This is a genomic window from Xanthobacter autotrophicus (genome assembly GCF_029991245.1).
Classification (GTDB): domain Bacteria; phylum Pseudomonadota; class Alphaproteobacteria; order Rhizobiales; family Xanthobacteraceae; genus Xanthobacter; species Xanthobacter autotrophicus_C.
This window is the reverse complement of record NZ_JAIVFO010000039.1, coordinates 21,768-32,764: the sequence shown is the minus strand read 5'-3', so window position 1 is coordinate 32,764 and position 10,997 is coordinate 21,768. Positions and strand designations below refer to the sequence as shown.

Sequence of the window (10,997 nt, the reverse complement as noted above, 5' to 3'; positions counted from 1 at the left end):
GAGCCCTCCGCCGCCGGGGCGGACGCGAACACCTTCCTCATCGCCGGCACCCGCGTCGCGGCCCCCACGCTTGCGCCCGGCCTGCACGTGGTGGCGACCCCCATCGGCAACCTCGGCGACGTGACCGTGCGCGCGCTGGAGACGCTGGCGGGCGCGGACGTGATCGCCTGCGAGGACACCCGCATGTCCCGCCGGCTCACCGAGCGCTACGGCATCACCACTCCGCTTGTGCCCTATCACGACCACAACGGCGCCAGCGCCCGGCCCAAGCTGCTGGCGCGCCTTGCCGCCGGCCACCGCATCGCCCTGATCTCGGACGCCGGAACGCCGCTGGTCTCGGATCCCGGCTTCAAGCTGGTGGTGGAGGCGGCGGAGGCCGGCCACACGGTGCACCCCGTGCCCGGCGCCTCGGCCCTGCTGGCAGCCCTGGTCGCCGCCGGCCTGCCCACGGACTGCTTCCTGTTCGACGGCTTCCTCCCGCCGAAATCGGGCCAGCGCCGCAACCGACTCGCGACCCTTGCGAGTGTTCCGGCCACGCTGGTGTTCTACGAGACCGGCCCGCGCCTCGCCGAGAGCCTTGCCGACCTCGCCGACCGCCTCGGCCCGCGCAAGGCGGCGGTCTGCCGCGAACTCACCAAGGCCTATGAGGAGGTGCGGCGCGGCGACCTCTCCACCCTCGCCGCCCATTATGGGCAGGCGGAAGCGCCCCGGGGCGAGATCGTGCTGGTGGTGGGCCCGCCGCTGGAGGAGGCCGCCGGCGATGCCGCGGTGGACGACGCCCTCGCCCGCGCCCTCAAGGACGCGTCCCTGAAGGATGCCGTCGCCGCCGTGGCCGCCATGACCGGGAGGCCCAAGCGGGAGGTCTATGCCCGTGCCCTTGCCCTGTCCGAAGGCCGGGCCGGGGACACCGCGGCCGATGACTGACGCCGCCGTTCCCGCCGCGACGCGCCGCCGCCGCGCCGCCCACGCGCGGGGCCTCGCCGCGGAGGAGCGCGCCGCCACCCTGCTCGGCGCCCATGGCTTCGAGATCGTGGCCCGGCGGGTCCGCACCAAGGCCGGAGAGATCGACCTGATCGCGCGCCAGGGCGACCTTCTCGTCTTCTGCGAGGTGAAGCTGCGGGCGGACCTTTCCGACGCCGCCTTCTCGCTGCTGCCGCGCCAAAGGCGGCGCATCGCCGCGGCGGCCGAGGCGTTCCTCGCCGACCATCCGGAGCTATCCCGCCTCAACATGCGTTTCGACGCCGTGCTGCTCGCCCGCTCGGGCGCCGCCGAGCACCTGCCCGGCGCATTCGAGGCGGAGGTCTGACGAGAGGTGGCGACGGGCGCCGCGCAGCTATAGATAAGGCGAAGCCCCAGCCGGGCGCCGGGAGATTGCCATGGCCCTCAAGGTCGCGGTCCAGATGGACCATATTGCCAACATCAACATTGCGGGCGACTCCACCTTCGCCCTGCTGCTCGAAGCCCAGGCGCGCGGGCACACCCTGTTCCACTACACCCCCGACCGCATGGCCATGCGCGACGGCGCCGTCTTCGCCACCGTCGAGCCGCTTGAGGTGAAGGACGAGGCTGGCGGCCATTTCAGCCTCGGCGAGAAGCGACGCGTCGCGCTCAACGAGATGGACGTGGTGCTGATGCGCCAGGACCCGCCCTTCGACATGGCCTATGTGACCGCCACGCACCTTCTGGAGCGCATCCACCCGCAGACGCTGGTGGTGAACGACCCGGCCCATGTGCGCAACGCACCGGAGAAGATCTTCGTCACCGCGTTTCCCGAGTTGATGCCGCCGACGCTGATTTCCCGCGACCTCGACGAGATCAAGGCGTTCCGGGCCGAGTTCGGCGACGTGGTGATGAAGCCGCTCTACGGCAACGGCGGCGCGGCCGTGTTCCGCCTGACCGCCGACGACCTCAACTTCGGCTCGCTCTACGACCTGTTCGCCACCACCTTCCGTGAACCCTGGGTCATCCAGCAGTTTTTGCCCGCCGTGAAGCACGGCGACAAGCGCATCATCCTGGTGGACGGCGAGGCGGCGGGGGCGGTCAACCGCGTGCCGAGCCCGGGCGATCTCAGGTCCAACATGGTGCGCGGCGGTGCCGCCAGGCCCACCGACCTGACGGATCGGGAACTGGAAATCTGCGCCCGCATTGGTCCTTCACTGAAGACGATGGGGCTCATCTTCGTGGGCATCGACGTGATCGACGGCCACCTCACCGAGATCAACGTCACCTCCCCCACGGGCCTGCGCGCCATCAAGCGTCTGGGCGGACCGGACATCGCGGCCCAGATCTGGGACAGGATCGAGGAGAAGCGCACCCTTGCCTGATATTCCTTTCCGCCGGAACTCGTCCGGCAGAAGGCTCAGTCGCCGCTCGGGCTTGGCATGCCCCGTCACCGGGTTACTCCCGGCGTCGGGGTATGCCGACAGCCGATGAGGACGACCGATCGGCCGTTGGCACAGGCCTGCGCGGCGGCCGGTTCCGGGTAAAGCCGGAACCGGCCTCAAGATCCGGGAGCCGGGAACGCCCCCGCTCACGAGCAGCATCCTTTCGGCACCGGTCAAGGACCGACGGCACCATCGACGAAACCACAAAGCATTCGGCCGGAGAATGTCGCTCCCGGCCGCCGCCACCGGGGAGACAGGCGCATGGGCCAGCCGTTCACCGCTTCCATTCCGCACCGCCTCGGCAAGGCGGAGGCAACACGGCGCCTTCAGGTGGGACTCACCACCGTGCGCTCGCGCTTCGGCCGCCACATCACCATCCTCCAGGAGGTCTGGACCGGCGAGCACCTGGACTTCCATATCGCCGCCCTCGGCCAGACCGCGAGCGGCACCCTCGACGTGACGGAGGACGCCGTCCACTTGTCCGTCGAGCTGCCCTTCCTCCTCGACCTCCTGGCCCGCAAGGCACAGGACCTCATCAAGAAGCAGGGCCGGCTGATGCTGGAGAAAAAATAGGCCGACGCCCGAACGGCCGACCCATCACCCCGCGCGCGCGCCGCAAAGACACCAGGCAAGAACCCTGGCCCCCCGCCGGACGAGAGCGCCGGCCCCGCGATCAGGCCGGCTCCAATTCCAGTGTCAGCGTGTCGAGGGTGAAGGAGCCGTCCGCCTCGATCTCGAAATGCTCGACCACATCCCGGCTCGCACCGGCGATCAATGACCTTATGGCCGCCACGTGCAGTTCGGGCGTGCGGATCCGCTCCACCCAGGCGTCGAACGCGAGCCGCAGCCGTCGCCGCGCGGACCGCATGACTCGCAAGCCGGCCCCCTCCGCATGCTCGACCCATTCCGCCTCCCGGTAGTCGCGGCCGTGGGAGGGGTCGCGCAGCACCTCGATGGTTTGCAGGAAGCTGTCCGCCACCGGCCAGTCGGGAGCGATCACATCCATCACCATGGCACACCCGCCCGCCTTCAACACGCGCCGCGCCTCGCCCATCGCCGCCGGGACATCCCGCCAGTGGTGGGCACTGAAGCGGGTGGCGACGAAATCGAAGCTGGCGTCGGCGAACGGCAGGCGCTCGGCCACGCCCTGCCGCGTGGCAATGTTGGCGAAGCCGCGCCGCCCGGATTCTGCGGCGACGGCGCCCAGCATGTCATCGGACAGATCGTAGGCCACCACTTCGCCCGCGAACGGAGCCGCGGCGAAACTCACATGCCCGCCGCCGCACCCGAGATCCAGCAGCCGCCCGGGCCGCAATTCCGCGACCAGCGCCGACAGGGCTTCAAGGTCCGCCCCGCGGGCATGGACCGCGCTCGCCACATAGGCGGCCGCCTGAGGCCCGAACATGTCGGCCACATGGGCCTCATGACTGCGCATCCCGCCGGCTGAAGCGTCCGCCATCCCCCGCCCCCATTCGTCGAAGCCACGCCAGGATAGCGCCGGCCTCGACCGTGGCAAGTAAAATTGTTCCGCTTTCGTTCTTGTCGGTGCGGCGATCCTCCGCTAGCGTGAGGTGCAGGCAGTCGAGCGGGGTGGGGGCGGTGATCCAGCGGGTTGCGACAGTCGCATTCGAGGGGGTGGACGCGCGCCCCGTGGACGTCCAGGTGCACGTCGCGGCGGGCCTGCCGGCCTTCACCATCGTCGGCCTGCCGGACAAGGCGGTGTCGGAGGCGCGCGAGCGCGTGCGTGCGGCGCTCATCGCCTCGGGCCTTGCGCTGCCGGCGCGGCGCATCACCGTCAATCTCGCGCCGGCGGACCTGCCGAAAGAAGGCTCCCACTACGACCTGCCCATCGCGCTCGGGCTCATGGCGGCGATCGGCGCGATTCCCTCCGATGCCCTTGGCGGCTTCACCGTGGTGGGCGAACTCGCGCTCGACGGGGCCATCGCCGCGGTGGCCGGCGTGCTGCCGGCGGCCATCGGCGCCAACGCGCGCGGCCATGGGCTCATCTGCCCTGCGGCGTGCGGCGCGGAAGCCGCCTGGGCCAGCCCCGACATGGAGATCCTGGCGCCGCAATCCCTCATCCAACTCGCCAACCACATGACCGGCCGACAGGTGATGGGCCGGCCCGAACCTAAGATGAAGGCGCCGGGGGAAGCCATGCTCGACCTGAAGGACGTGAAAGGGCAGGAGACGGCCAAGCGCGCCCTCGAGGTCGCCGCGGCTGGTGGGCACAATCTTCTGTTCATCGGGCCGCCGGGCGCGGGAAAGTCCATGCTGGCCCAGAGACTTCCCTCCATCCTGCCGTCGCTGTCGCCCGCCGAGATGCTCGATGTCTCCATGATCGCGTCGGTGGCCGGCTCCATCGAGGACGGCGCGCTGATGGACCGCCGCCCGTTCCGCGCACCCCACCATTCCGCCAGCATGGCGGCGCGGCGCATGGGGTAGCTTGTCCATCTTTGTGCAAGCAACAATAAGCTTTTATTGATAGTCACTTAGTGTATGTGACAAATGGTGTGGCGTGGTGCTAGCTTGTCCTAGCCTGCTTGTATGGCGCTGGCATGGGGCCGGCGGAGTGGGCGTCAACCGGGCGGCTATGGGAACCACAGTCTCACTCACAAAGACGTTCATCGACGGGGTACAACCGCCCGCGTCTGGCTACGTCATCCTCTGGGATAAGAGGGTGCCGGGCTATGGGCTGCGGGTGACGGCGGCCGGCGCAAAGGCGTTCGTCGCTCAGGGCCGCGTCCGAGGCCGCACGGTGGTCGTGACCATCGGCAAATACGGGACGTACACCGAGGACCAAGCACGGAAGCGGGCGCAGAGCCTCCTTCAGCAAATGCGGGAGGGCGTGGACCCGCGCGATATGCGCCGGACCGAGGAGGCCGAAAAGGTCACGCTGCGGCAGGTGATGCAGTCCTACCTTGACCGGCCGGGTAAGCTGACCGAGAGCACGAAGGTTGAGATCCGGCGCCATATCACGGTCGCGCTGGCGTCATGGGCGGACAAGCCCGTCGCCGACATCACCGAGGAAATGGTGCGGAAGCAATATCGCCTTTACGCCACCACAGGGCTGCATGGGGACCGCAAGGGCGGCTCGCCGGGCCAAGCGAGCATCGCCTTTGGCACCCTGCGAGCGCTCGTCAATTACGCGGGGAGGCAATACAAGCGCGCGGACGGCACCGCCATCATCACCAATAACCCGGTCGATGCCCTGAACGACGATTGGATGCCCATCAAGCCACGCACCGGCTACATCCCAGCCGCGAAGATCGGCGCCGTCTGGCACGTCCTTTCGGCGCGGGGTGCGGAACTGGAATCCAACGTGGCGCGGGGTGACGGCCGCTTCGATCCGCACGACATCGAGAACCTGACGAGCATGGAACTGGTGAAGTTCCTACTGTTGACGGGCGCCCGGCTCATGGAAGCCGCCGCGCTGCGCTGGGAGAACGTGAACCTCGACGAGGCATGGTGGCACATCCCGAATCCGAAGAACCATAACCCTGTCTGGCTACCACTCAGCACGCAGGCCATCGCTCTCCTGAAGGCCCGGAAGGAACGGCGCGGCGATGGCGTAGGGGTGCGAGGATCGAGCGCCTTCGTGTTCCCGACCAAGAGCAAGGCCGGGCACATTCATGACCCGCGCGCCGCGCTTCAGCGCATCGAGGAAGCGGCAGGCTATCGCCCCATAGCGCATGACTTGCGGCGCACCTTCGTGACGATCGGCGTAGCCGAGCTCAAGCTCGATTTCTACAAGGTCGAGTTGCTGACGAATCATGTTCCGAAAGGCGTCACCGCGCGGCATTATCTCGAGACGCAACACTTGCAATACCTCCTGGCGGAGGTGCAGCGCATTGGCGACTTCATTGAGGCACAGGGGAAGGTGGCGGCGGCGCAGGCGGCCGGCGAGAACGTGGTCGCCCTGCGTGCGTAGCGCGGCCCGGCGGCAGGCCTTCCGGTGCAGCCGGGGTTGCCCCCGGTCTCGCGCCTGCCGTCCACCACGGCCCGCCCCACGCGAGCGACGCGGCTAGCCCGCAAGAATGATTGGGCCGTTTGGCACCGTCACCCATCCTTGCTAATTTTTTCACGCAGGTTGCGTTCAAACTTCGCTCGCGACCTCTCTACGAGATTGTCCAATTCGGCTTTCAAGTCCCGCACAGCGCTCTCAAGCTCTGCCGGGCTCCCGCAATCGTGTGTGATGACGAGGCGGCCAGCGTGGGTTTGGGCGCGCACGCCGATCCACGCGGACCCCCTAGAACTGGCGATATCGTCGCCATCAAAAATCAACTCAAAACGGCCCACGCACACCTCCTTGCTTGCTTTGTTAGCGTAGCACAGGATTCGGCGCACGATGGCGGTGGCCAACGGGTGCCGGAGTTCAAACTGAGACACCACGTACCGGCAACGGGCTTGACTCGCCCCGCCGCCGTTCTCAATATCGGGAACCTCGCCAAAGCTCATCAGGATTCGCGAAGGGCGGCGAGCTAAGTTACTGAATTAAAACACTTTATCCGAGTGCATTTAGCGCTTGCTTGCGGTTCCTTGACCGTAGTACCGTTGTTTTCCAGTTCGGCGCACCGCTTTGAAGTACTGCGCAGTACTATTTCGCTATCGGCTTCGGCACTTGTCGGAGCGTTCACCCCTAAACCGCTGGGTCATGCGGCAGGCCAACGCCTGCTCGCTATCCCGCGTGGCAGGCTCCCATGGAGTGTCCTGCAATGCAGGGGGAACCCTCGTTCGACCAGCTTTGCGACCTGTTCGGCTATCTGCCGAAGCGACGGCCGCTCTCCACTCCTGAAGTGGCCGAGGTGGTGGGCGTCCACTTCAACACCATCGAGCAATACCGCCTCCGGGGCGGCGGCCCGCGCTACTTCCGCCCGCGCGGCACTCGGCGTGTTTGGTACGCGGAGAAGGACGTGCTGGCGTGGCTCTATGAGGGCGCCCGCAACAGCACCAGCGAGCAGCCCCGCGCCGCCACGGCATAGACCGTCAATGGTGGACAGCAGCGCCCATCACCTTGAAGCAATACCTGATGCTCGCACGCCTTAAACCCTGCGCAAGCGCAGTATAAGTGGAGCCACAAGGCGAAGGGCGCCAAACCAATACATCGAATCCCCACGCGCAAACCGCCAAAATCTTGTTGGCGCGCGTGAGAAGGCTTAGGGCATACCACGAATGCAAAAGGCCCGCCGTGGTGGGCGGGCCTTCGCTCGGCTGGAGCACAGCCAAAGACTTACAGGGGTGCTGTCAGTGGACAACGGCACCATACAGCCCATTAGGGGCGCCTGCAAGCCTTCGCGTGTATTAGCCGGGTGTCTTCTACACTCGGAGATAAACCGTGGACACGGATTTTTCATTTTCAGATTACAGCCGCCTAGTCGATCCAGAGGCCATTCGCTACCATATTGGCCTGCGGCATTGGCTCGCCCAGCGGTGGCGGGACATGGCTCGCGAGGGCGAGGTCCGCGACGGCGTGCTCGACCTCGTCAGCTACGGGGAAGACCCGACCACCGGAAAGCCGGTGGCATCGAACTCGGCATGGTTCGACATCGGCGACGTTGACGGCATGGTCGCAGCGGCCATGAACCTGTCGAACCCGGCGCGCTTCCCTCATCGAAATATCTACGCAACGTGGAACGTCTACAGGCGCGGCGGACGGCGCGTCACGTCCGACATTGTGGCGGTGCTGGCCAGCGGGCACGACCTCGACAACGATGGCGAGAAGCGCAGCGGCGGCATTCCTGACGATGCCCCTTACGCGGTGGAGACCTCGCCCGGCAACTTCCAGCCGGTCTATCTGCTCCAATGGCCCCTGCACCCGGTCAAGGCCCACCTGCTCGCCCTTGGGCTGGATGCCCGGCTCGGCGCTCACGACGACATCGGAAAAAACATCAACGGGGTGCTCCGCCTCCCCGGAACCCTGAATTGGCCGAACCGGGCGAAGCTCGCGCGCGGCCGCAGCCCCTCGCCTGTGCCAGCGACAATCGCTCGCCCCTTCACGGGCGCCCTATGGGTGCCGGACCTACCGCCGCCAGACGAGGCGGCACTGGCACAGGCGAGGGTCATCGTGGGCGGTGGGGCCGCCTTGGACCAGCCTTCCCTTGATGATGGGGAACTCTTCTGGAATTTGCTCCCCGAGCATGTGCGCGGGCGACTGGCCTCGCCGCACCTCGTCCTCGGGGGGCGTCACGAAAACAAGAGCGCCGAATGCTTCCGCCTGATCCGCATTCTGGCCCTGGATTACGGACTCCCCGATCAGCGGGTGCTGAACGTCGTCGCCTTTGCGTGGCAGGTCCATGCGCCGCCTGACGGGGTGCTGCGGCACTACCGGGATCATTACGCCATCGCCGCAGATGTCGCGCGGTGGTTCTCCAAACAACACGAGCGCGACGCCCTCGCCGCTCGTCGGGACGGTGAAGCATGACCGAGGAAGCGAAGAAGGGCGGCCCGCAGCTCGTCTATTCCGCCCCACAGGACGCCCCCACGGCGAGCTTCGTGCCGCCGTGGGTGCCCATGCCGGGCAATGCGTCGCCACCGGTCGCGTTGCCCCCGCGCATCGATTTCAGGAAGACGCCGCAGCGCCGGACGGACATTGTGAAGGGCCTCATACCGGATGCCGATGTGACCCTGCTCGGCGGGCACGGCGGCGCCGGCAAAGGCTTCTTCACCTTGCAGGCGTCGTGCGCCGTCTCACTCGGCGTCCCCTTCATGGGGTGCCAGACGCTCAAGGGGCCGGTGCTTTATTGGTCCGCCGAGGACCCCGAGGACCGGGTGACATGGCGCCTCCAGGACATTTGCCGGCTGCATGGTTACGACCTCGACGAGGTCCACCAGAATCTCCACATCTTCGACGCCACGGAGTTCGATGGATTTTATGGTGAGATGCAGCGAGGGGGCAGCGAGGGCTCTTCATACCGGGCGCTCGGGGAGATGCCGGGGTATGGGGCGTACCGCAAGTTGGTGAAGCAGATTGACCCGCTGCTCTGCATCGTAGACGGCACCGGCGACACATACGAGGGAAACGACCTCGTCCGGCAACAGGTGAAAGCCTTCATCCGCCTGCTCCTCCGGGTGAACAAGAATCGGCGCGTCGCCACGGTGCTGACGACGCACACGGATCGCAGCCACTCGCGCGGCAACCGGACCGGCGATGACGGCTACGTGGGAAGCGCTCAATGGCACAACGGCGTCCGCAGCCGCCTCTATTTCGAGGTGGATAAGAAGGGCGCCGCGGAGCGCCTGTTCCTGAAGGGTGGCAAGTTTCAGGACGGCCCCATGAGCGCCCCTCTGGAACTACAGCGCGGCGAGGGCGGCGTTCTGTTCCCGGTGAGGCAGCAGGCTCCCCAAATGCCCGATGGCACCGCCGTGCCGCCCGCCCCTGAGCAAGTTGTTCTGGAGCTGATTGCAGAGCACTACGCAAAGGAGTTCTACGTCAGCTCGTCTTTCTCCACCAATACGCCGGATGGCGTGTACGAGAGCTTCCGCGACCTGCCGAACTGGCCCTATGGCATAGAGCGCAAGCAGAGCACCGCTCTTATGCGCGAACTTCTTCGCACCGGCTACGTCGAGGAGGAGGTCTACTCGACAAAGAACCGCAACAAAAAATCTCGATGGAAGGTGATCCGCATGTGGGGCGCGCCGTTCGGCCGGCCGAGCGACACACCGCCCATGCCGGGAATGACAGACGAGAGCGAAGAAGAATAGATCCCCTGCGTGAGTTGCGTGAGTTGTGCGTAAGTTAAACCGACGCCAACCCACGCAAGTGACGCGCAACAGCGCCCATTCGGGCGCGTCAGTTGCGCCGGGGGGTATGGGGGGAAACTGACGCACGCAGCCAACCGACGCAACCCACCCACCGGGCATGGGCCGCCCGCCGCGACCACTCGCCGTTTCATGCGCGCGCGTTGCCGACTCTCCTTATTCGCGCGCGGCGCGCCGACCACTCTCTTTCACGCGGGCGCGCACCCAAGGGCGAGCACCGCCGCAGCCGCCAGACGATGGGGGATCGAATATGATGCGGCTGTTCTACGAGTTTTGGTCGAGCGCCCGCGCACGCACGCGGGGGACGGGGCCGGCGGCGCGTCGTCTCTCCTTCACGCGCACCCATATGCCCGCGCTGTCTCACGACGCCAGACGACGCGGCATCCACCAGCCGCGATCCCTCGGCGGCCATTGCGCCCCAATGATCGCATGGCCTCGGCATCACATTGAAAGGCTTGGGGATGATTCTGGCACAGGTGGGGTGTTCAAGCCGGGTGCAAGCCCAGCCGGTCGATCAGCAGTCGTCTCGCTTCCCGTCGCGGGCCGCGTCGCCCGCGTGTGTGCCGCGCGGGACCGCCCGGCCGGCGGGCATGGGCGCCGCTCGCGGGCCGTGGCCGCTGGCGGCCGCGCTATGCAGCCTTCCAAGCCCACGACATGCCTTTGCTCCGCCGAGCATCCACGGCAGCAGTTGTCATCGTCCTATTCCGCCGGTCCTGCTCCACCGAGATATAGGCGATGCCGTGGTGGTGCGGGCAATAGCTAGAGCCGGGGCGCACCTCCTCACCGCAAACGAGCAGGGCGCCCTCACTAGCGGCTGAGCCACCGTCCCCCACTGTGCCAGTGCATTCAATCGGC

General features: G+C 67.0%; 10 protein-coding genes and 1 pseudogene. 9 read left to right on the top strand and 2 right to left on the bottom strand.

Features of this window, described 5'->3' with window-relative positions; translation table 11 throughout:
* The 4 genes from rsmI to K9U41_RS09105 all read left to right on the top strand — a co-directional run.
* The coding region (rsmI, locus tag K9U41_RS09120) for a 16S rRNA (cytidine(1402)-2'-O)-methyltransferase (protein WP_349237840.1) at window positions 1–924 on the top strand (924 nt) is incomplete at its 5' end.
* Window positions 917–1,306 carry a YraN family protein gene (locus tag K9U41_RS09115; protein ID WP_282640527.1) on the top strand — a complete coding sequence of 130 codons (390 nt, stop codon included), beginning with the start codon at window positions 917–919 and terminating at the stop codon, window positions 1,304–1,306. The genes rsmI and K9U41_RS09115, both read left to right, overlap by 8 nt.
* Before the next feature lie 70 nt (window positions 1,307–1,376).
* A complete protein-coding gene (gene gshB / locus K9U41_RS09110) occupies window positions 1,377–2,324 on the top strand; it encodes a glutathione synthase (protein WP_282640526.1) in 948 nt (315 codons plus the stop codon).
* 321 nt (window positions 2,325–2,645) lie between these two features.
* Window positions 2,646–2,957: a polyhydroxyalkanoic acid system family protein gene (locus tag K9U41_RS09105; protein ID WP_282640525.1), complete on the top strand. Its 312-nt coding sequence runs from the start codon at window positions 2,646–2,648 to the stop codon at window positions 2,955–2,957.
* A 100-nt stretch (window positions 2,958–3,057) separates the two neighbouring features.
* Here the strand turns inward: K9U41_RS09105 and K9U41_RS09100 are convergent, their stop codons facing one another.
* Window positions 3,058–3,843, bottom strand: a complete 786-nt coding sequence (locus tag K9U41_RS09100) for a class I SAM-dependent methyltransferase (protein ID WP_282640524.1) — start codon at window positions 3,841–3,843, stop codon at window positions 3,058–3,060.
* A gap of 140 nt (window positions 3,844–3,983) precedes the next feature.
* On the opposite strand from K9U41_RS09100, the pseudogene K9U41_RS09095 reads away from it, so the two are divergent.
* A pseudogene (locus K9U41_RS09095) lies at window positions 3,984–4,814 on the top strand (YifB family Mg chelatase-like AAA ATPase); the annotation flags it as partial.
* A 163-nt stretch (window positions 4,815–4,977) separates the two neighbouring features.
* Window positions 4,978–6,315, top strand: a complete 1,338-nt coding sequence (locus K9U41_RS09090) for a tyrosine-type recombinase/integrase (RefSeq protein ID WP_282640523.1) — start codon at window positions 4,978–4,980, stop codon at window positions 6,313–6,315.
* A 128-nt stretch (window positions 6,316–6,443) separates the two neighbouring features.
* Here K9U41_RS09090 and K9U41_RS09085 read toward each other — a convergent pair whose 3' ends face one another.
* Window positions 6,444–6,842, bottom strand: a complete 399-nt coding sequence (locus tag K9U41_RS09085) for a hypothetical protein (protein ID WP_282640522.1) — start codon at window positions 6,840–6,842, stop codon at window positions 6,444–6,446.
* A gap of 257 nt (window positions 6,843–7,099) precedes the next feature.
* On the opposite strand from K9U41_RS09085, the gene K9U41_RS09080 reads away from it, so the two are divergent.
* The 3 genes from K9U41_RS09080 (at window position 7,100) to K9U41_RS09070 (ending at window position 10,085) form a co-directional block, all read left to right on the top strand.
* Window positions 7,100–7,366 carry a helix-turn-helix transcriptional regulator gene (locus K9U41_RS09080; RefSeq protein ID WP_282640521.1) on the top strand — a complete coding sequence of 89 codons (267 nt, stop codon included), beginning with the start codon at window positions 7,100–7,102 and terminating at the stop codon, window positions 7,364–7,366.
* Window positions 7,367–7,719: 353 nt separating this feature from the next.
* Window positions 7,720–8,805, top strand: coding sequence for a hypothetical protein (locus K9U41_RS09075; protein WP_282640520.1), 1,086 nt, complete (start codon window positions 7,720–7,722; stop codon window positions 8,803–8,805).
* A complete protein-coding gene (locus tag K9U41_RS09070) occupies window positions 8,802–10,085 on the top strand; it encodes an AAA family ATPase (RefSeq protein ID WP_282640519.1) in 1,284 nt (427 codons plus the stop codon). Before K9U41_RS09075 ends, K9U41_RS09070 begins: the two co-directional genes overlap by 4 nt.
* Window positions 10,086–10,997 lie beyond the last annotated feature (912 nt).